Genomic DNA, 20,974 nt, shown 5'->3' on the forward strand with positions numbered 1-20,974 from the left:
GGACGTTGGCAACGAAGTATAGTGAATTCACTTCAAACTAGTACAGCGTTACCAACGCCCTTATGTACCACGCGTACACAGCGGGCGTTGTCGCCTTGTCCTAATTTGAATTGAATCCACTATACTATTACGATTTCATTTCACTATAAAAAGCAGCCTGCACTTTTGTTTAACCACCACCAACCGCTACATAGGAGCAAATCATGAACTTGAAACAAATCACACTATTGACCAGCACCGCTTTGGTTTTGACTTTGACTGCATGCAGCAAAGGCGAGCGTCCCAAAAAAGTAGCCGCACCAGCTGCCAGCGAAGTAGCGACAAGCGAAGCCACCACCAGCTCTGCGCCCATTACTTTGCCTGCTAGCGAGCCTGTGGCTATTTTGCTAGTAGATGAAATCAAAGAAGTGGAAGTGGCTTCTGTACCGCAAGCACCTGCCATTGCACCACCACAAGAAGTGCAACCTGCACCTGTTTTAAGCGAACAAATCACGCAACCTGTGGTTAAAGAAACGATTGTACCTGCTGCATCTGCGCCTGCCGTAACCGCGCACGGTAGCGAGCAAGCCTGCCAACCTGTAACCGACCGCGAAATCGCCGCTTTGTTTGACCGCTGGAATGCTTCGTTGCAAACAGGCGATAAAGCAGCCGTAGTGGCAAACTACGCATCAGATTCTATTTTGTTACCAACCGTATCGGACAAAATTCGTTATAGCCGTGCCGAAAAAGAAGATTACTTTGCACACTTCCTAGAAAAATCGCCAGTTGGCAGCATCAAAGAACGCTACATTCAAGTGGGTTGCAACAGCGCGATTGATGCAGGCTTATATGAATTTGCCTACCAAAAAACAGGCGAGCGCGTTTTGGCGCGTTATAGCTTTACCTACTCTTGGGACGGCAAACAATGGTTGATTACCAGCCACCACTCGTCTGGTATGCCAGAGCAAGCGCAAAAAGCATCTGCACCTGTAACGCATTAATTAGGTAATATAGTGAATTAAATTCAAACTAGTACAGCGTTGCCAACTCCCTTATGTACTAACTGTACACGGCGGTCGTTGTCGCCTTGTCCTAGTTTGAATTTAATCCACTATACAAAAGCAGCCTGCACTTTGAAGACCAACAAAGTGCAGGCTGCTTTTTGTGGATTGGTGGATTAGTGCAGATTGTTGCGGTTCATATAATCTAAAATTATCTTTGATGGGTTAATTACCTTTAATTAAAGTGCAGGCTGCTTTGATTGGCAAAAAACACCGTCAAAAGCAGCCTGCACTTTTATTTCTATTCCGTGCGTTTCAATTCTCGCACACGCCAGCCCAACGCGATGAGTGCGCCAAAATACAAAATCATCGCCAGCACAATCAATCCGCCCAACACGCCTGCTCGCGCCATGCCGCTCATGGCTTGCCAGTTGATTGGCAGCGCGATTTGAATCACCCACAAGCCGCCACTCATCACCAGCAATGCGATGACGATGCGCGTTAAATAAATCCGCCAACCTTCGCGTGGTGTGTACAAATCTTTTGCCAACAATGCGCCAAACAGCAATGTCGCATTCGCCCACGCGCCCAATGAAATCGCCATCGTTAGCCCAATGTGTTGCCAATGCCACACCAGCAGTAAGTTGAATAACTGGGTGGTTGCCAACGAAATCAGCGCGATTTTGGTGGGTGTTTTGACGTTTTTTTGCGCATAAAAGCCCGATGCCAAAATGCGCGGCATAATCATGGCAGGCAAGCCAAAGGCGTAAGTCAGCAAGGCGTATTGCGTCATTTGGGCATCGTGCAGACTAAATTGGTTGTACATAAACAAGGTGGCAACCAGCGGGAATCCGAGTACGGCTAAACCTGCGGCGGCTGGCAAAATCAGCAACAGGCAAAGGCGTAAACCCCAATCCAACAGCGCGGAAAATTCGGTTTGATTTTGTGCGGCGGCGTGTTTGGATAGGTTGGGCAATAAAATCGTGCCAAGTGCCGCACCGATGACCCCCGACGGCAGCTCCATGAGTCGGTCGGCATAATACATCCACGACACGCTGCCAATGACCAAATACGATGCGAATATGGTGTTGATAACCAAAGAAATTTGCGCTGCCGATGAGCCGATAATAGACGGTATCATTTGTTTGATAACGCGATTAACGGCGGCGTGGCGAAAACTCAATTTCGGCATTTTGAGAAAGCCGAGCTTGAACAGCCATGGTAGTTGAAAGCCCAGTTGCAGCAATCCGCCCACTAAGACCGCCCAGCCTAATGCCATAATCGGTGGGTCAAAATAGGGAACGAAAAACACGGCAAACACAATAAACGACACGTTGAGCAACACAGGCGTGAATGCTGGAATGGAAAATTGGCTGTATGTGTTGAGTATGCTGCCCACAAAACTGGATAGAGAAATCAATAAGATATAGGGGAATACCACGCGCAATAAATCCACAGCCAAATCAAAGCGTGTGCCGTCTTGCGCCAAACCGCTGGCGGTGAGCCAAATCACGGAGGGGGCTGCCAACACGCCAATCGCGGTGACGATGCACAGAACAAACGACAGCATACCTGCGACATATTGCACAAATTGTTGGGTGTTTTCGGGCGATTGGTTTTGTTTGTAGTCTGCCAAAATGGGGACAAAGGCTTGCGAAAACGCGCCTTCGGCAAAAATACGGCGCAATAAGTTGGGCAAACGAAAGGCAACCACAAAAGCGTCCATTGCCATGCCTGCGCCAAAAATACGCGCCAACACGGCATCGCGAACAAAACCCAGCACGCGCGAGAGCATGGTCATGCTGCTTAATTTGGCTAATACGGAAAGTAGGTTCATGGTGTTGATAGAATCGGTGCAAAAGGGCGAAAGTGTAGCATTGAATGGTAGAATGATGTGGTTGTTGGCTTGGACGATAACAAATATAGTGAAATGAAATCGCAATAGTACAGCGTTGCCAACGCCCTTATGTGCTATTTCACACGGCGAGCGTTGTCGCCTTGTCCTATTTTTATTTCATTTCACTATAAAAAGCAGCCTGCACTTTTGGTAAACAGGCTGCTTTTCGGTTACTGGCGAATTTCATGCACCAATTCTGGGTGTTTGTGCAGCAAATGCAATAGAGTTCGTGCTGCACCGCTGGGTTGGCGACGTTGTTGTTCCCATGATTTGAGTGTGTTGGCAGAAATCCCCAACAAAGCCGCAAATTTTTCTTGCGATAAACCTGTTTGATGCCGTGTTTGTGCTACGGGCGACAGGGTAATTTCGGTTTGACGCGCAAATTGCCCTGCTTGCATTTCGCGCAGAGAGTGTGCCAAATCATCGGCAACGGCGGCGGCATCTGGGTCGTCTGCCACCACGGCAGCTACGATTTTATCATCCATATTGAGCAGTTTATTCATGATTAACCCTTTAATTGTTTGATTTGTTTGGGTTGGATATTGCTTTAAATCGGCTGGTTTCTATAATCGTGTACATGAGTAATCCTGTTACATAGTATAACATCATAATACATTGTATGACAAGTAAACACAATCACCACGCCCTAATCCTATCGCGTGGCATACAAAAAATCCCTCATTTGTCTGCATTTTTGGCGGACTATCGCCTGCACTTTGGACAACGCCTCCCCCAAAAAGTGCAGGCTGCTTGTGTCATGGGTTGGGGCTACCGTCCGACCGCTCAATCCGCGCAACGCAAAGCCGAGCAGTTAAACGTGCCGTATGTGGCATTGGAAGACGGTTTTTTGCGCTCGTTGGGATTGGGCGTGCAGGGTTATCCGCCCTTGTCGTTGGTGCTGGACGATTTGGGTATGTATTACGACAACACGCGCCCGTCTCGCCTACAACGCTATATTGAGCAAACCCCAACCGCCAGCGATATAGACTGGACGCAAGCCGAACAAGCCATGCAGCAAATTGTGTCGCAGCAGCTATCCAAATACAATCACGCGCCCAGCAACGTGCCGCCGCGCCAGTCATCGCGCCCCGTGGTGCTAGTCATAGACCAAACCGCTGGCGACATGAGTTTGCGTTATGGCTTGGTTGATGACGCGAACTTGGCGCAAATGTTGCAAGCAGCCTGCACCGAAAATCCGCACGCCGATATTTGGATTAAAACGCACCCAGATGTGTTGAGCGGCAAAAAATCAGGCTGTTTACCGCTGCACAACTTGCCCGAAAACGCCACCATTTTGACAGATGACATCAACCCGATTGCCCTGTTGCAAAGCGTAGATAAAGTCTATTGCGCCACATCGCACATGGGATTTGAAGCACTAATGTGTGGCAAACCAGTCGTGTGTTTTGGCTTGACTTGGTACGCAGGCTGGGGGCAAACCGATGACCGCCACCGCAAAGCAAGCAGCCTGCACCGCCCCACGCGCACCGTATTGCAACTATTCGCCGCCGCCTATTTACAATACACGCGCTATATCAACCCAAACACAGGCGAGCGCGGCACCATTTTTGACGTGATACAACACCTAATCCAAGCGCGACAACACAACGAATTATTGCGTGGCGATGTCTATTGCGTGGGCGTGTCGGCATGGAAAAAAGCCGCGTTAAAGCCATTTTTAAACACACCGTCTTGCCGATTGCATTTTGTGCGCGATTTCAAATCGCTGCAAAAAACGCAGGCTGCTTTGTCCGCTAAATTACTGGTTTGGGGCAACAAACACGCCGATTGCGTGGCATGGGCAAACGAACGCGGCTGGTCAGTTATTCGCATGGAAGACGGCTTTATCCGCTCGGTTGGACTTGGCTCAAACCTAGTACCACCGCTATCGCTGGTGTTGGACGACATGGGCATTTATTTCAACCCACAGCAAGCGTCCCGTTTGGAATGGCTGCTACAAAACCACGAATTTAGTCCACAAGACCAAACGCTCGCCGAACAAGTGCAGGCTGCTTTGATTGCACAAAACATCAGCAAATACAACGTTGGCAAACCGCTCAACTGGACAATCCAAACCACGCAAACCGTGTTATTGGTGGTGGGGCAAGTGGAAGACGATGCGTCCATTCGCTTGGGTGCGCCCCAAATTTGCCGCAATGCCGATTTGCTGCGAACCGTGCGCGAACGCAATCCTGATGCGTATATTATTTACAAACCGCACCCCGATGTCGTCAGTGGCAACCGAATTGGGCGCGTATCGGCGCAAGATATCGCCCGTTTTGCCAACCAAGAAGCCGCCGAAGTAGATATTTTGACCTGTCTTGCCGTGTGCGATGAAGTCCACACCATGACATCGCTCACAGGATTTGAAGCCCTATTGCGCAGCAAAAAAGTGATTTGTTATGGGCTACCCTTTTACGCAGGCTGGGGCTTAACCACAGACGAATTGCCGATTGCACGCCGCAGCAAGCGTTTAGCCTTGTGGCAACTGATTAGCGGCACATTGCTACACTATCCCAGCTACGCCCACCCCAAAACAGGGCAGCGCATCAACGCCCTAGCCGCGATTGAAATCCTGCAACAACAAAAACGCCAAGCCAACGCAAGCAGCCTGCACCGCAGTTGGATAAGCAAACAAATGGGCAAAGCACAACAGTTGGTGCGGACGTTGTGGCGATGAAAAAGCAGCCTGCACTTGTTTATCCAATGTGCAGGCTGCTTTTTATTTCAAATCAAATTTACGCCAACTTCGCCAAAGCCGCTTTCACTTTCGCCATTTTGTCTTCCAATTCAGCCAATTCCGCTTTATCTTTCTCAACCAAATGGGCAGGAGCTTTGTCCATATAACCTGCTTTAGATAATTTCGCGTTCAATTTGTCCAATGCTTTTTGCAATTTTTCCGCTTCCTTGTTCAGGCGAGCGGTTTCGGCGGCTTTGTCCACTTCCACTTTCAGCATCAAACGCGCACCGTTGCACACGGCAACTGGCGCATCTTCACTTTCAGGCAGCGTGTCCACTTGGGTCGCTTCGGTCAAACGTGCCAACATCGGCAAGTAATTCAAATACGCCGCTAAATCGTCCGCGCTTTCAATAAACAACGGAGCTTTCACGCTCGGTTGAATACCCATTTCGCCACGCAAATTACGAACCGAGCCAATCAATTCTTGCAACGCTGCCATTTTGTCCAAGGCTGCCTGAACGATTTGCGATTCATCAGCCACAGGGAATGCCGCAATCATAATGCTGTCTGCCGTTTTCGCGTTCGCCATTGGGGCGATGACTTGCCACAATTCTTCCGTGATAAACGGCATAATTGGGTGCAACAATCGCAAGCTGGCTTCCAACACCTGCAACAACACGCGGCGTGTGCTGCGAGCTTGGATTTCATCGCCCGATTGCAGCTGCACTTTCGCCAATTCCAAATACCAGTCGCAATAGTCGTTCCAAACAAAGCTGTATAATAATTCCGCGGCCAAATCAAAACGATAGGTTTCATAAGCCTGCGCAACCGCCGCAATCGTTTGTTGCAGACGCGAAATAATCCATTCATCAACAAAACTGAATTTCACATCGCCCGACAAACCGCAATCTTTCTCTTCCGTGTTCATCAACACGAAATTGGTCGCGTTCCAAATTTTATTGCAGAAATTGCGATAGCCTTCCGCACGTTTAAAATCAAAATTCACGCCACGACCCAAGCTCGCATAACTCGCCATCGTGAAACGCAACGCGTCCGCACCCATTGACGGAATGCCTTCTGGGAACAGTTTTTTAGTCGCTTCTTTCACGGCTGGGGCGGTTTCAGGGCGGCGTAAACCAGTTGTGCGTTTAACCAATAAATTTTCCAAATCAATGCCGTCAATCAAATCAACAGGGTCAATCACGTTGCCCTCTGATTTAGACATTTTTTTGCCTTCGTGGTCGCGGACGATGCCATGAATATACACATTGCGGAACGGCACTTTGCCAACAATATGGGTCGTCATCATAATCATACGCGCCACCCAAAAGAAAATAATCTCGTAGCCAGTTACCAACGCGCTAGATGGAATAAACGCTTTCATCGCTTCCGTGTCAGGTTCGCCGTCTTTCCAGCCCAGCGTAGAGAATGGCACAAGCGCAGACGAGAACCAAGTGTCTAACACATCTTCATCACGTGTGATTTGCAGGCTGCCTGCTTGTTTTTGCGCTTCTTCTTCGGTCAGGGCAACGTAAATTTTGCCGTTTTCATCGTACCACGCAGGGATTTGATGCCCCCACCACAACTGGCGCGAAATACACCAATCTTGGATATTGTTCATCCATTGGTTGTAAGTGTTAATCCAATTTTCAGGCACAAATTTAATTTGACCGCTTTCGGTGGCATGTTTCGCTTTTTGCGCCAAACTCATGCCTTTAAATTCGCTATCGGGTTCGCCACCGTTTGCGGTTGCCGACATCGCCACAAACCATTGATTGGTTAGCATGGGTTCAATAACCGAGCCTGTGCGGTCGCCTTTTGGAGTCATCAATTTGTGCGGTTCAATTTTGACTAAATAGCCTTGTTCTTGTAAATCCGACACGATTTGTTTACGCGCCGCGAAACGGTCTAAACCTGCGTATTTTTCAGGCAGCCTGCACGTTTCGTGGGCTTGACTGCGGTAATCAAATACTTCCGCTTCCGTCAAAATTTTCGCTTCCAAACTCAATACGTTAATCAATAAAGTGTCGTGGCGTTTGCCGACTTCGTAGTCGTTGAAATCGTGGGCAGGGGTAATTTTCACACAGCCTGAACCGAAATCCTTTTCCACATATTCATCGGCAATCATGGGAATGGTGCGACCTGTCAAAGGCAAAATTAAATTCTTGCCAATTAAATGTGTATAACGTTCATCTTTGGGGTGTACCGCCACTGCCACGTCGCCGAGCAACGTTTCAGGGCGCGTGGTTGCCACGATAACGGCTTCATTCGGATTGTCCGCCAATGGGTAACGGATATGCCACATTGAGCCGTCCGTTTCCACATTTTCCACTTCCAAATCGGAAACAGCTGTACCCAACACAGGGTCCCAGTTTACCAAGCGTTTGCCGCGATAAATCAAGCCTTGATTGTATAATTTAACAAATACTTGGGTAACGATTTCGGCGCGTGTGTCGTCCATTGTGAAATATTCGCGAGACCAATCGGCAGAGCAGCCCACGCGACGCATTTGTTGCGTGATTGTGCCGCCTGATTTTTCTTTCCATTGCCACACTTTTTCTAAAAAGGCTTCGCGCCCTAAATCGTGGCGGCTAATATTTTGTTCGGCTAATTGGCGTTCTACCACGATTTGCGTGGCGATGCCTGCGTGGTCAGTCCCTGGAATCCAGCAAGTGTTAAAGCCTTTCATGCGGTAGTAACGCGCCAAACCGTCCATAATGGTTTGGTTGAATGCGTGTCCCATGTGCAATGTGCCTGTTACGTTTGGCGGTGGGAGCTGAATGGAAAAGCTGTCTTTTTTCGCAAAATCGGCGGCAAAATAGCCGTTTTGTTCCCAATTTTGGTAATGTTTGGTTTCAATTTCGGAGGGGTTGTATTTGTTTAACATAGTTCAGGCTGCCTGAAAGTTGAATTGACTAAAAGATGTGGGATTATAGCAAAAATGAGGGGATTCAGTTTTTCAGGCTGCTAGAAAAATTGGATTTCCAACTATTTGAAAAATTAGGAAATCCAATTTGTAAAAAAATTTAATTCTTTATATATGAATCAAATATTTATTAATAATTGCAATGAGTAATACCTGTGCCTAATTTATAACAGGTTACAGAGCCACCACGATTACTACCCCAATTTTGCATCATTTGTTGATTATTTTGCATCATTTGGTTATTCATATTATTTAGCATTTGTGTGTTATTTTGCATTGTATTTGTCAAACTATTCACTGATTGTTGAATAGTGTTGCCCAAATCTTGCCAAGTCTGATTACGTTCTTGACGTTCACGTTCAAGGCGTTGTTGTTCAAGTATTTGCTGCTGATTGTAATATGCTTGCTGTTGCGCATTTTGCTGTTGTTGCAACAATTGCTGCTGTGCTAAATAAGCCTGACCTTGCGGCGTAGCGTAAAATGCCTGGCGAGCTTGTTCTTCTTGGGCTTGTTGAGCTTGTTTTTGTAATGCTTCCTGTTGAGCAATCCATTGATTAGCAGCAGGAATATCTCTAGCATATTGTTGTTTTAAATTTTCACACCACTCGCTACTAAATGTTGCTGGTTTAGCGTGATTAAATCTCCGAAATTTTCGTTCAAGATATTGTCCTGATTCTATGTCGGAAAAGATAGTATTTGTATTTTGTAGACCAATTACCTTTATTAAGGGTAATTCATAAACATACCGTTTATGCAATATATAGGTAGTTGGGGTTGGGGATACACTATTTATATTGGGAAAAAGACATTGTTCTGCTTTATTTCCTTCAATAATCCATTTCCTTACATCTGCATCAGAAATTTTATATTTTGGTGCGGCAATACAGAGGCTTGGAGTAAGTAAAACAAACGTTAGTAATTTTTTTAACATGATATATCCTTTAAATATTATTCAAACTTTTTATTCTTAATATCCAAAATTAAAGAAGCATTTTTTATTTTTAGTTTAGGTGAGATAAATGCCATACCTGAATTTAAATCCCGAACTGAACCTAAAACTGGATAATAAGTCTGATTTTCTAATAAAAGCTCATTATTATCCTCGCGCATTTTCTGAATACATTCATCAATCAATGCCTGTTCACTAGGATTTTTAGCTTGAATATTTGAGTAACAAAGTTGAACCTTATTATTCCCAAAAAATTTACTCTCATAAATACTCTCATAAATATCTGCATGAATTAGAATTTTTTGTGTCATTTTGTATCTTTCATTTAACAAATGGTAATTTATGTTAAACTATTCAATCTATTTTAACCACTCACAAAAAATGGTAGAATTTACACTCAGAATATTGAAAACCACACTTTCAGGCAACCTGAAAGAAATTAAAGGATAAAAAATGGAAGTCCACGACAAAATTCGCGTGATGAGAGAAATTAACCAATGGTCGCAAGAAGAAATGGCGGAAAAATTAGCTATGTCCGCCAATGGTTATGCGAAAATCGAACGTGGGCAAACTAACATAAATATTGAGAAACTAAAACAAATTGCACAAATTTTTAATATCGATATGGTAGATTTAATTGCCAACCAAGATAAAACGTTTTTCTTTTCCATCGGCGACAATAATGTAAATGGCCATAATTTAAATTCAATGGATAAATTCCAATTATTGCTTGATGCAAAAGATGAATTATTAAAACAAAAAGACAAAGAAATTGAAGCGTTAAAAGAAATCATTGCGTTATTAAAAGCCAATGTAGAAAAATAAATCAGGTTCGGATTCTTTCCCAACCTTTCTATTTTTCAGGCAACCTAAAAGGAATCTCCATGAATCTCAATCAACAAACCGTTCAAAAAATTCGCCAGCTCAAAAACGACTTAACCCACGAAGAACGCCTAAAACTTTGGCAGCAAACATGTCAGCAAAATGGTTTAAGTGGCGAATTTGTACTATCAGCCGAACTCGGCAAAGATGCCGCTACCGAAGAACAAATCAAATGGATTGCCGAAATGTACGGACGATAAAAAACTCCGCTAAATCAAATTTAGCGGAGTTTTGAAATTTGGTGCCCAGGGTCGGACTCGAACCGACACACCTTGCGGCGGGGGATTTTGAGTCCCCTGCGTCTACCAATTTCGCCACCTGGGCAGGTGTTGAAGTGGCGCATTATACCGATGTGGCAAAATTGGTCAAGCAAATTGTGTCGTCAAAAATGGGGTTTGTTGTTTTTTATATGGATTTTTTTGTTTGGCGATAAAAGTTGGGTATGCAAAATCCAATATCAAAATAAAAAGCCTTTTCTTTTCAAGGTAAAGCGATTATAATTGCGCCCAATTTTTCAAACACCCAACGAAAAATGACCCGCGTGGTCATTTTTTTGTTTTCTAGATATGGAAATTTTAATTAAAACATGGATATACAGAATATTTTAGACACAACCTTGCCTGGTTTGGGCTACGAATTGGTGGATTTTGAATTGACGGCACAAGGCACGTTGCGCGTGTTTATTGATAAAGAAGGTGGCATCACGGTGGAAGATTGCGCGACCGTTAGCAACCATTTGAACCGTGTGTTTATGGTGGAAGACGTGGATTACAAGAACTTGGAAATTTCTAGCCCAGGGCTTGACCGTCCGCTGAAAAAAGCCAGCGATTTTGTGCGTTTTGCAGGCAGTCAGGCGAAAATCAAAACGCGCTTGCCTGTGGACGGGCAAAAGAATTTCATCGGGCGCATTGAGTCGTTTGATGAAGCCACGCAGATGATTACGCTGTCGTTTGACGGCAAAGTCGCGCAAATTGAGTTATCTAATGTGGATAAGGCGCGAATTAAACCTGAATTTAAATTCTAAATAGTTAAATAGTTAATGTGCAGGCTGCTTTTTAAAGTGCAGGCTGCTTTTGAATCTTTTTTTGATTGATTAAATAGGAGCGTTGCTGAATGAGCCGCGAAATTTTAGCCCTAGCAGAAGCATTGGCAAGTGAAAAAAATGTTGACCCCAATGTGGTGTTCGAAGCCTTGGAAACGGCTTTGGGTATTGCTGCAAAAAAGAAAGCCGACCGCGAACACATGAATTTGGAAGTGCGTATTCATCGCGAAACAGGCGAATACAAAACCGTGCGTAAGTGGTTGATTGTGGAAGACTTGGACTACACCTATCCCGAGTTGGAAAAAACCATCGAGCAAATCCAAGAAGAACAACCTGGTATTGAAATTGAAGTGGGCGATTACTACGAAGAAGAAATCCCCAACGAAGCCTTTGGTCGCCAAGCCGCGCAAACGGCAAAACAAATCATCTTGCAAAAAATCCGTGATGCGGAGCGCGAGCAGATTTTGAACGGCTTTTTGGCAAACCGCGAAGATGTGGTGGTTGGCACGGTAAAACGTGTGGAACGTCATGGCATTGTGGTGGAAATCGCGCCGAAATTGGACGCGCTGATTCCACGCGAACATATGTTGCCACGCGAAAACTATCGTGGTGGCGACAAAATCCGTGCGCTGTTTTTGAAAGTGGAAGAGTTCAACGGTGGTCGCAAACAAGTGATGTTGAGCCGCGCTTCAACCGAGTTCTTGCGTAAATTGTTTGAGCAGGAAGTGCCTGAAATCCGCGACGGTATTTTGGAAATCCGTGAAGTGGCGCGCGACCCAGGGCAACGTGCCAAAATCGCAGTTCACACCAACGACCAACGCATCGACCCACAAGGCACTTGTATCGGTGTACGCGGTTCGCGCGTGAATGCCGTGTCTAACGAAATCGGTGGCGAGCGCATTGACGTGGTGTTGTGGTCGGACGATACGGCGCAATTTGTGATTAACGCGCTCTCGCCTGCGCAAGTGAGCCGCATTGTGATTAACGATGAAATGCAATCGGTTGATGTGATTGTGGCGGAAGACCAACTGGCTTTGGCGATTGGTCGCGGCGGTCAAAACGTGCGTTTGGCGGCAGAATTGACGGGGTTGCAGCTCAACATCATGACCGAGCAAGAAGCGGAACAACGCAATGCCGAAGAAGAATTGGCTTTGCGCGATTTGTTTATGTCGCAACTGGGCGCGGACGAAAGCGTGGCGTTGGCATTGGTGGCAGCAGAATTTACCAGCATCGAAGAAGTGGCGTTTGTGCCGATGTCGGATTTGACCGATTTGGACGGCGTGGACGATGCAACCGCCGAAAATCTGCGTAATAAAGCGCGTGAAGTATTGTTGCAAACCGAATTGGAAGCCGAAGAAAAATTGAACAGCATTGCCGACGATTTACGCAATTTGGACGGCTTGGACGATGATATGTTACGCGACTTGGTGGACGCAAACATTACCAATCGCGATGATTTGGCAGAATTGTCTATTGACGAGTTGATTGAAATCACAGGGGTGAGCAAAGAAGAAGCGGAACAAGTGATTTTGACCGCGCGCGCTCATTGGTTTGCGGACGATGCAGAATAAGGATACACGAATATGAGTAATGGAAATCGCAATAATAAACCTGTGGTGCAACACAAAAGCGGCAAAAAAGTAAACCTGACACGCGAAGAAATGTTGGCGCGTTTAAAAGCAGAACAAGCAGGCGAAACGCCTAAACCTGCCGAAGTGGTAGAACAAAAGCAGCCTGCACCTGTGGTAGCCGAACCTGCGCCACAAGTCGCCGAAACGACACCGCAAAACGATGCAGCAGAAGCAGAACGCGAAGCCAAACGCGCTGCTGCCGAAGCAGAACGTGCTCGTTTGAAAGCGGCATCGTCTGGACAAAAAATAGAAAAACCAGCCAAAACCGAAGTTGCACCTACCGAAACCAAGCAGCCTGCACCAGAAACAGCTGAGCCTGCTGCGGAAACAGAGAAAAAGCAGCCTGCATCTGTTAAGCCAGAAGTGAAAAACGAACAAGGCGAAGGCAATAAAGAGAAACGCAAGCGTAACCGTAATCGCAATAAAGACAAAGCTCCCGAGCCTTTGCCAACGCCTGTGGAAGTAGTCAGCGCAGAAGAAGCGGCGCGTCGTGCCGAAGAAGAAGCGCAAGCGATTCGCCGCCGTGAAGCGCAAGAAGCCTTGTTGCGCGAAAAACAAGAACGCGCCGAACGCCAAGCACGCCGTGAAGCGGCTAAATTGCAGGCTGCCGAAGAAGCACGCCAAGCAGCCGCCGCGAAAAAAGAAGGCAAAGACGGCAAAGGTATTCGCACTGCCAAACCTAGCGATGAAAAATTGGCGCAAAAAGCCCAAGAAAACAAAGCGAAGTCAGCCGAATCCAAACAAAACGCCAACAACGGCAACAATAAAAAGCAGCCTGCAAAACCTGCGCCTGCTGCCAACAAACCTGCTATCAGCGAAGAAAACCCAAGCAGCGGCAGCCGCAAAAAAGAAGACCGCCGTCATGGTCGCAACGATGATGACGCGCCAAAAGGCAAAGGCGGTAAAGCCAAAGGCGGACGCGATAATTCACGCGGTGGCGATGATGAACGCGTACGCGGTGGCAGCAAAAAAGGCAAAAAATTGAAACTTGAGCCAAACCAACACGGTTTCCAAGCGCCGACTGAGCCTGTTGTGCATGAAGTTTTAGTGCCTGAAACCATTACCGTAGCCGATTTGGCGCACAAAATGGCGGTTAAAGGCGTGGAAGTTGTGAAAGTCCTGATGAAAATGGGCATGATGGTAACGATTAACCAATCGCTTGACCAAGACACCGCGCTGTTGGTCGTGGAAGAAATGGGACACATCGGCAAACCTGCGGCGATTGACGACCCTGACGCATTCTTAAATGAAGAAACGAAACATAATGTTGAATCCTTGCCACGTCCGCCAGTTGTTACGGTAATGGGACACGTGGACCATGGTAAAACGTCGCTGTTGGATTACATTCGCCGCACCAAAGTGGTGGCTAGCGAGGCTGGTGGTATCACGCAACACATCGGCGCGTATCACGTTGAAACGCCAAAAGGTGTGATTACGTTCTTGGATACGCCGGGGCATGAAGCGTTTACTGCGATGCGTGCACGTGGTGCGCAAGCGACTGACATCGTGATTTTGGTGGTAGCAGCCGATGACGGCGTGATGCCGCAAACGATTGAAGCGATTGCCCACGCGAAAGCGGCTGGCGTGCCAATCGTGGTGGCGGTAAACAAAATTGATAAAGAAGCGGCAAACCCTGAACGTATCCGCCAAGAATTGACGCAACATGAAGTTGTGTGCGATGAATGGGGCGGCGATGTGCAATTTGTTGATGTATCTGCGAAAAAAGGCTTGAACATTGATAAATTGTTGGAAGCGGTATTGCTGGAAGCGGAAGTTTTGGAATTGACTGCGCCAGTTGATGCACCTGCAAAAGGCTTGATTGTGGAAGCACGTTTGGACAAAGGTCGCGGCGCGGTCGCCACTTTATTGGTACAAAGCGGTACTTTGCGTAAAGGCGATATGCTGTTGGTGGGTTCATCATTCGGTAAAATCCGTGCGATGAGCGATGAAAACGGTAAGCCAATCAACGAAGCGGGTCCTTCTATTCCTGTGGAAATTTTAGGCTTGTCGGATGTGCCAAAAGCAGGCGAAGACGCGCTGGTGTTGGAAGACGAGAAAAAAGCGCGTGAAGTGGCTTTGTTCCGTCAAGGTAAATTCCGCGACGTGCGTTTGGCGAAACAGCAAGCGGCGAAATTGGAAAACATGTTCAACAATATGGGCTGCGAACAAGCGCAAAATCTGCCAATCATTGTGAAAGCGGACGTGCAAGGTTCTTACGAAGCACTTTCAGGCAGCCTGCAAAAATTGTCTACCGATGAAGTTCGCGTGCAAGTGTTGCATAGCGGCGTGGGCGGCATTACTGAAAGCGATGTGAACTTGGCGATTGCGTCAGGCGCGTTGATTATCGGCTTTAACGTGCGTGCTGATGCATCTGCGCGTAAGTTGGCGGAAACGGAAGACGTAGAAATCCGTTACTACAACATTATTTACGATGCGATTGACGATGTGAAAGCTGCCATGAGCGGTATGTTGTCGCCTGAAGAAAAAGAACAAATCACAGGTACGGTGGAAATCCGTCAAGTAATTTCGGTTTCCAAAGTCGGCAATATTGCTGGTTGTATGGTTACAGATGGCTTGGTGAAACGCGACAGCAAAGTGCGCGTTATCCGTAATAATGTGGTGATTCACACAGGCGAATTGTCTTCATTGAAACGCTACAAAGACGACGTGAAAGAAGTGAAACAAGGCTTTGAATGCGGCTTGATGATTAAAAACTTCAACGAAATCATGGAAGGCGACCAGTTGGAATGCTTTGACGTGGTGGAAGTGGCGCGTACGCTGTAATCACATAAGCCAATCTTACCTGCAGCATACCCTTTTATACCCAAATCAAAGATTTGGACAAAAGGGCAAAGCAGCCTGCACTTTTTAGGAGTAATCTCAAAAGTGCAGGCTGCTTTTTTTAATTAAAAACAAAATTATACATCATGATAATTTTCAGCTAATTCTAATGTGTTACAATATAACGATTACCCATCATACTGATTCAATATCATGAAATTCCCTACTTTCCAATCCACTCAAACACGACTCAACCTATTGCTGGCAATTTATTTTGCCGCCATATTCAACTACGCGCTCTACGCCAAGATTTGGCAAATCCAAGAACACGTTTGGGCAAACTTTTTGTTTACCGTGCCCGTGTTCATATTTTTGGCGTGCTGGCTCGTATTCACGCTGCTGGCGTTGCCTTTTGTACACAAAATCATCGTCCCCTTGCTGCTGGTGATTAGCGCGTCGGTTAGCTACAACTCCATTTTTTTAGACGTATATTTCAACCACGATATGCTCACCAACGTGATGCAAACCACCGTTAGCGAAAGCTCGCGCCTAATGACTGTGCCGTTTATCGCATGGATTGTGTGTCTAGGGGTTGTGCCAGCCATTTTGTATTGTCGCACCAAAATCATCTATCGAACATGGTGGCGCGAATGCTTGGCGCGAATGGGTGCAGGCTGCTTGTCTATTTTGGGCGTGTTGGTGATTGCCGCGTTTTTTTATCAAGACTACGCATCGGTGGGGCGCAACAATCCTACGCTCAAAAATTTAATTGTCCCCAGCAATTTTATTGGCGCAGGCATCAGCAAATACAAACATTGGAAACGCGACAACCTGCCCTATCAAACGCTAGACACGCAAGTCAAACAAATCAAAACCACGCCCAATCGCCGCGTATTTGTGATGATTGTGGGCGAAACCACACGCGCAATAAACTGGGGGTTAAACGGCTATGCACGCCAAACCACGCCCCTGCTTGCCAAGCGCGGCGACAGCGTGATTAACTTCCATAATGTGAGCAGTTGTAATACGTTTACCGCAGGTTCTGTGCCATGTATGTTTTCGCACATGACGCGCACCGAATTCAACGTAACTCGTGCCGAAAAGCAAGACAATATTTTGGATATGATGCAACGCGCAGGCATCAAAATTGTGTGGCTGAACAATAATTCAAGTTGCAAAGGTGTATGCAAAAATACACCTTATATTGATGTAACCAAAATGAATCCACCCGAGTTTTGTCACAATGGTGAATGCTTGGACAACGTAATGTTGCCCGAATTGGATAAGGTGCTGAATCAAATAGACCAATCCAAGCAAGACACCTTGATTGTGTTGCACACGATTGGCAGCCATGGTCCAACGTATTACGAACGCTACACGCCCGAATACCGTCAGTTCACGCCCACTTGCGACACCAACGAAATCAACCGTTGCAGCAATCAAGAATTGGTCAATACTTATGACAACACCATTTTGTATGTCGACCAATTTATCAACACCGTGATTGCGCATTTGGAACAGCACAAAGACTGGGAAAGTGCCGTGATGTTTGCATCTGACCACGGCGAGAGTTTGGGCGAAAAAGGCGTGTATTTACACAGCACGCCCTACGAAATCGCGCCCAAAGAGCAAACGTCTATCCCGATGATTATGTGGTTTAGCCCAACTTGGTTGCAAAACGAAAAAATCAATGCAGGCTGCTTGCGCCAAAACGCGCAAACGCAAACCTATTCACACGACAACGTGTTTAGCACGTTGTTTAGCGCAATGAATTTGGACAAAACCCAATCGCAAACCTATCGCGCCGATTTGGATATTTTGGCGGCATGTCGCTAACAGGAAGGAGTCAACGATATGACTCAATCTTGGACTTCGGCTCATGCCGAGCCACATTATTCATCTCGCAACAACTGGCTGCGTGCCAGCGTGTTGGGCGCAAACGATGGCTTAATTTCCACCGCCAGCTTGCTCATGGGCTTGGCATCGGCAAACGCCAGCAATCAAACCATTTTGCTGACAGGTTTAGCCGCGCTCATTGGCGGAGCGGTTTCCATGGCAGCAGGCGAATATGTGTCCGTGTCCAGCCAAGCCGACACAGAGCAAGTGGACTTGCAAAAAGAATCGCACGAATTACAACACAACCCAGAACGCGAATTAGCCGAATTAACCGCCATCTACCGCAGCCGTGGTTTAGACGAAGATTTGGCGCAACAAAGTCGCCCTTGCCCTAACCCAGCACGATGCCTTGTCCGCTCACGCCCGAGACGAAATTGGTTTGTCGGACACATTGGCTGCTAACCCATTGCAGGCTGCTTTGTCATCCGCAGGTGCGTTTTGTGTGGGCACGATTGTCCCTGTTTTGGTGATTACTATTACCACGATTTTGGGTTTGGCGATATTGGGCGCAGTGTCTGCCAAACTCGGCGGTGCAAAAATCTTGCCTGCGGTACGGCGCATTGTGCTGTGGGGAATAGTCACGCTTGCCGTAACCATGTTATTGAGCAAACTATAGTGAATTAAATTTAGATTAGGACAAGGCGACAACGACCGCCGTGTACATTTAGTACATAAGGGAGTTGGCAACGCTGTACTAATCTAAATTTAATTCACTATATTTGGCGTTGCCGTTTAAACAAACAAAAAGCAGCCTGCACTTTATGTTTACAAAAGTGCAGGCTGCTTTTTCATACCACTATTATGCACCGGACGTGGCGTTGCGCCGCCACACCCACGCTTTCGGTTACAGCAATCCCATCAGTGACTGAACATCATCAAGATGCCGCAAACGTATTACATTGTTCAATATCGCCCGTTTGCAAACCGCGCTGCAACCACTATTTGCGTTGCGCTGAAGTCCCGTGCGTATAAGTATGCGGAACAGCATAACCCTGTGCGCGATGCTGCAACGTGTCATCGCCTACCGCTTCTGCCGCCGCAAATGCTTCTTCCACATCGCCCTGCTTAAACAAACCGTCTTTCTGCGCATGATAGCCCCACACGCCCACATAGCAATCCGCCTGCAATTCCAGTTTCACCGACAACGCATTCGCCTGCTTCTGGTTCACTTGTCGCTGCGCCTGATTGACTTTTTGAATCGTCCCCAACACCGTTTGCACATGATGCCCTACTTCGTGCGCCAACACATACGCAAACGCCGCATCGCCAGCCGCCCTCAATTCATTTTTCATCGTATTGTAAAACGACAAATCAATATACAATTTTTGGTCAACAGGACAATAAAACGGGCCAGCACTCGCATTACCAGCACCGCAAGCCGTACTGGTTGCACCGCTATACAGCACCATTTTCGGCATTTGATAAACCGCACCACGCTGCTGAAAATACGCGCCCACCAACCACAACCAAACCCAGCAGACCAGGTGTTTTTCCACCGCCATCACTGCCCAAACCCGAGCCACGACGGTCTTCCACATTTTGACTACCTTCCCGATTTTGCCAACGCATTGCCTACTCCTATCTACGCATAGTGGATTAAATTTATAGTGAATTAAATTTAAATTAGTACAGTGTTGCCAACTCCCTTATGTACTAGCTGTACACGGCGGTCGTTGTCGCCTTGTCCTAATCTAAATTTAATCCACTATAATTCACTATAACAAAATAAATCGCCCACATTACCGTATTTAACTAAATTATTCAGATGGTTTTATCCATTTATTCATTATTACCGCCAATTCACCTGATTTCCTTAATTCCATCAAGCCCTTATTAACTTTTGAAAGTAACTCTAATGAATTTGGTTGTGCTACAAATACTATATTATGCTTTTCAGGCATATCATTAACATCCTGAATAGAAAAAGGGAACTTTTCCAAAATATCATTACGAGCATAATAATTTAAAATAGTGCAGTCTCCTACAACAGAATCTGCTTCATTTTTCATAAGTGCAGACAACGCTAAATAATTAGAAGGGAACCCAATAATATTGCTATTTTGCACAACATTTTTTACTTTTTTAACGGCTTCCAAATCAGAAACTAAAACTGCTATGCGTTTCTCTTTCCACTTATCCGAACTTTCATAACGCAACTCTATAACACATTTTTTAGTTTCAGAATAAGGTAAACTAACTAAAGCATCTTTTTGCTTTTCTTTTACTTCGGCCTCATCAATCCCAGATGCCAATAATGAAACACCCTCTTTTTTCATATCACCTAAAATATCGTTATGTGGATAGGGTTTATATTGAAATGAAATATTTTCTTTTTCAGCAATTTTATTCAAAATATCAATATCCAATCCTATTATTCTCCCATCCTTATCCAATAAGGAATAAGGAGGATATTTCTGATCAATAGCAACAACATAAATAGGTTTTGTAGCAACTGACTGTGATACTGGTATTATTTCCTCTTGAATTGACTCTTCCGGTGAACAAGCCACTAAAAATGAAATAATTACTGAAATAGTTAACAATTTCTTCATCATCACCTCTCCCTCTTTATTATTCTAATTTATTAAGAAATGCGACTAAACTCACCATAAAAAGAAATAGGTACTTGCTGTATTATTGCACTTACACCTATTCCATCCATTAATTTTTCCATCTCTTCCAACATATTGATTTTACCAATATCAACAATAACAGGAGTCCGTGTACTCACAATCATCCTATTATTATCTACTCGACTGATTAACAGAGCAGCCTGGATAGGGATATCTACACCATGCAAGTTAAGCGAAAGATTTTGATCCAATAACAACATCTCACCCAATTTTAATTGATTAATTTGCGCCGAATCCAACTGACCCGTAACAGTCGCTACTGGGAATTTAGATGTTTCAAAGAACCAATCTTTCAAACGTTGATTTCTAATATCAATATCTGTACTAATACTTTTCAAATCAATAGTCAAAATAAATTTACCATCACCCCCCAAAACTGCTGATGATGTATCAAAATGCGCGGGCTCTGTAATGCTTTTAAATTTTGGAGTTACTTTACCCATTAAAAATGTAATTTTTGTGTTATGACTTTCCCATTTTGCTGCATCAGTTAAGATTGCAACCGATGGAGACGAAGATTGTGTAGAATTTGTAACTGACGATTCACTATTTGAACATGCAGATAATGCAAACACACTACTAAAAAAAATAGCTATTGAAGCTGAAATAAGTTTCATAATTCCTCTTCCATTTTTGTCCTAATGAATATATTTAAAAAATTATATTGATTGATTACT

15 protein-coding genes, 1 tRNA gene and 2 pseudogenes are annotated in these 20,974 nt (G+C 45.6%); 9 read left to right on the forward strand and 9 right to left on the reverse strand.

Going from position 1 to position 20,974, the window contains the following annotated elements:
* The first annotated feature begins 203 nt into the window (after window positions 1-203).
* Complete coding sequence (locus BQ5809_RS02415) at window positions 204-980, forward strand: DUF4440 domain-containing protein (RefSeq protein ID WP_003788346.1); 777 nt, start codon at window positions 204-206, stop codon at window positions 978-980.
* 301 nt (window positions 981-1,281) lie between these two features.
* Here the strand turns inward: BQ5809_RS02415 and murJ are convergent, their stop codons facing one another.
* A complete protein-coding gene (gene murJ / locus BQ5809_RS02420) occupies window positions 1,282-2,817 on the reverse strand; it encodes a murein biosynthesis integral membrane protein MurJ (protein ID WP_026036348.1) in 1,536 nt (511 codons plus the stop codon).
* Window positions 2,818-3,047: 230 nt separating this feature from the next.
* On the reverse strand, window positions 3,048-3,380 hold the full coding sequence (locus BQ5809_RS02425; protein ID WP_003788349.1) for a helix-turn-helix domain-containing protein: 333 nt from the start codon (window positions 3,378-3,380) through the stop codon (window positions 3,048-3,050).
* A 116-nt stretch (window positions 3,381-3,496) separates the two neighbouring features.
* On the opposite strand from BQ5809_RS02425, the gene BQ5809_RS02430 reads away from it, so the two are divergent.
* Window positions 3,497-5,557: a capsular polysaccharide biosynthesis protein gene (locus tag BQ5809_RS02430; RefSeq protein ID WP_003788351.1), complete on the forward strand. Its 2,061-nt coding sequence runs from the start codon at window positions 3,497-3,499 to the stop codon at window positions 5,555-5,557.
* Between the two features lie 58 nt (window positions 5,558-5,615).
* Here BQ5809_RS02430 and BQ5809_RS02435 read toward each other — a convergent pair whose 3' ends face one another.
* The 3 genes from BQ5809_RS02435 to BQ5809_RS02445 form a co-directional block, all read right to left on the reverse strand.
* Complete coding sequence (locus BQ5809_RS02435; RefSeq protein ID WP_003788353.1) at window positions 5,616-8,444, reverse strand: valine--tRNA ligase; 2,829 nt, start codon at window positions 8,442-8,444, stop codon at window positions 5,616-5,618.
* Window positions 8,445-8,613: 169 nt separating this feature from the next.
* Window positions 8,614-9,414, reverse strand: a complete 801-nt coding sequence (locus BQ5809_RS02440) for a DUF5358 family protein (protein ID WP_003788357.1) — start codon at window positions 9,412-9,414, stop codon at window positions 8,614-8,616.
* 17 nt (window positions 9,415-9,431) lie between these two features.
* A complete protein-coding gene (locus BQ5809_RS02445) occupies window positions 9,432-9,743 on the reverse strand; it encodes a hypothetical protein (protein ID WP_003788358.1) in 312 nt (103 codons plus the stop codon).
* A gap of 142 nt (window positions 9,744-9,885) precedes the next feature.
* Here BQ5809_RS02445 and BQ5809_RS02450 point away from each other — a divergent pair, with 142 nt between their 5' ends.
* Window positions 9,886-10,257 carry a helix-turn-helix domain-containing protein gene (locus BQ5809_RS02450; protein ID WP_003788359.1) on the forward strand — a complete coding sequence of 124 codons (372 nt, stop codon included), beginning with the start codon at window positions 9,886-9,888 and terminating at the stop codon, window positions 10,255-10,257.
* Between the two features lie 59 nt (window positions 10,258-10,316).
* On the forward strand, window positions 10,317-10,514 hold the full coding sequence (locus BQ5809_RS02455) for a hypothetical protein (RefSeq protein ID WP_003788361.1): 198 nt from the start codon (window positions 10,317-10,319) through the stop codon (window positions 10,512-10,514).
* A 39-nt stretch (window positions 10,515-10,553) separates the two neighbouring features.
* Here the strand turns inward: BQ5809_RS02455 and BQ5809_RS02460 are convergent.
* Window positions 10,554-10,638: transfer RNA gene (locus BQ5809_RS02460), tRNA-Leu, on the reverse strand.
* A gap of 262 nt (window positions 10,639-10,900) precedes the next feature.
* Here BQ5809_RS02460 and rimP point away from each other — a divergent pair.
* From rimP to BQ5809_RS11380, 5 genes and pseudogenes are all read left to right on the forward strand, one after another.
* Window positions 10,901-11,338: a ribosome maturation factor RimP gene (gene rimP / locus BQ5809_RS02465; RefSeq protein ID WP_003788363.1), complete on the forward strand. Its 438-nt coding sequence runs from the start codon at window positions 10,901-10,903 to the stop codon at window positions 11,336-11,338.
* An 89-nt stretch (window positions 11,339-11,427) separates the two neighbouring features.
* The gene (gene nusA, locus BQ5809_RS02470; RefSeq protein ID WP_003788367.1) at window positions 11,428-12,927 is read left to right on the forward strand and encodes a transcription termination factor NusA; all 1,500 of its coding nucleotides are present in this window, start codon (window positions 11,428-11,430) and stop codon (window positions 12,925-12,927) included.
* A 12-nt stretch (window positions 12,928-12,939) separates the two neighbouring features.
* Complete coding sequence (gene infB, locus BQ5809_RS02475) at window positions 12,940-15,771, forward strand: translation initiation factor IF-2 (protein ID WP_003788369.1); 2,832 nt, start codon at window positions 12,940-12,942, stop codon at window positions 15,769-15,771.
* Window positions 15,772-15,981: 210 nt separating this feature from the next.
* The gene (locus BQ5809_RS02480) at window positions 15,982-17,604 is read left to right on the forward strand and encodes a phosphoethanolamine transferase (RefSeq protein WP_003788372.1); all 1,623 of its coding nucleotides are present in this window, start codon (window positions 15,982-15,984) and stop codon (window positions 17,602-17,604) included.
* A gap of 135 nt (window positions 17,605-17,739) precedes the next feature.
* Window positions 17,740-18,280: pseudogene (locus BQ5809_RS11380) on the forward strand (VIT1/CCC1 transporter family protein).
* 259 nt (window positions 18,281-18,539) lie between these two features.
* Here BQ5809_RS11380 and ypfJ read toward each other — a convergent pair.
* The 3 genes and pseudogenes from ypfJ to BQ5809_RS02505 form a co-directional block, all read right to left on the reverse strand.
* Window positions 18,540-19,233: pseudogene (gene ypfJ / locus BQ5809_RS02495) on the reverse strand (KPN_02809 family neutral zinc metallopeptidase).
* Between the two features lie 188 nt (window positions 19,234-19,421).
* Window positions 19,422-20,219 carry a substrate-binding periplasmic protein gene (locus tag BQ5809_RS02500; protein ID WP_003788381.1) on the reverse strand — a complete coding sequence of 266 codons (798 nt, stop codon included), beginning with the start codon at window positions 20,217-20,219 and terminating at the stop codon, window positions 19,422-19,424.
* 29 nt (window positions 20,220-20,248) lie between these two features.
* A complete protein-coding gene (locus BQ5809_RS02505; RefSeq protein ID WP_032827829.1) occupies window positions 20,249-20,914 on the reverse strand; it encodes a YceI family protein in 666 nt (221 codons plus the stop codon).
* Between the last annotated feature and the right edge of the window lie 60 nt (window positions 20,915-20,974).

Source organism: Kingella kingae ATCC 23330, from assembly GCF_900111845.1.
Classification (GTDB): domain Bacteria; phylum Pseudomonadota; class Gammaproteobacteria; order Burkholderiales; family Neisseriaceae; genus Kingella; species Kingella kingae.

Bases quoted from the DNA above. Each gene is read 5' to 3' on its own strand.
- BQ5809_RS02450 (WP_003788359.1), top strand. From the start codon at position 9,886: ATGGAAGTCCACGACAAAATTCGCGTGATGAGAGAAATTAACCAATGG.
- BQ5809_RS02500 (WP_003788381.1), bottom strand. From the start codon at position 20,219: ATGATGAAGAAATTGTTAACTATTTCAGTAATTATTTCATTTTTAGTG.
- BQ5809_RS02435 (WP_003788353.1), bottom strand. From the start codon at position 8,444: ATGTTAAACAAATACAACCCCTCCGAAATTGAAACCAAACATTACCAA.
- BQ5809_RS02415 (WP_003788346.1), top strand. From the start codon at position 204: ATGAACTTGAAACAAATCACACTATTGACCAGCACCGCTTTGGTTTTG.
- nusA (WP_003788367.1), top strand. From the start codon at position 11,428: ATGAGCCGCGAAATTTTAGCCCTAGCAGAAGCATTGGCAAGTGAAAAA.
- infB (WP_003788369.1), top strand. From the start codon at position 12,940: ATGAGTAATGGAAATCGCAATAATAAACCTGTGGTGCAACACAAAAGC.
- murJ (WP_026036348.1), bottom strand. From the start codon at position 2,817: ATGAACCTACTTTCCGTATTAGCCAAATTAAGCAGCATGACCATGCTC.
- BQ5809_RS02430 (WP_003788351.1), top strand. From the start codon at position 3,497: ATGACAAGTAAACACAATCACCACGCCCTAATCCTATCGCGTGGCATA.
- BQ5809_RS02440 (WP_003788357.1), bottom strand. From the start codon at position 9,414: ATGTTAAAAAAATTACTAACGTTTGTTTTACTTACTCCAAGCCTCTGT.
- rimP (WP_003788363.1), top strand. From the start codon at position 10,901: ATGGATATACAGAATATTTTAGACACAACCTTGCCTGGTTTGGGCTAC.
- BQ5809_RS02455 (WP_003788361.1), top strand. From the start codon at position 10,317: ATGAATCTCAATCAACAAACCGTTCAAAAAATTCGCCAGCTCAAAAAC.
- BQ5809_RS02480 (WP_003788372.1), top strand. From the start codon at position 15,982: ATGAAATTCCCTACTTTCCAATCCACTCAAACACGACTCAACCTATTG.
- BQ5809_RS02425 (WP_003788349.1), bottom strand. From the start codon at position 3,380: ATGAATAAACTGCTCAATATGGATGATAAAATCGTAGCTGCCGTGGTG.
- BQ5809_RS02445 (WP_003788358.1), bottom strand. From the start codon at position 9,743: ATGACACAAAAAATTCTAATTCATGCAGATATTTATGAGAGTATTTAT.
- BQ5809_RS02505 (WP_032827829.1), bottom strand. From the start codon at position 20,914: ATGAAACTTATTTCAGCTTCAATAGCTATTTTTTTTAGTAGTGTGTTT.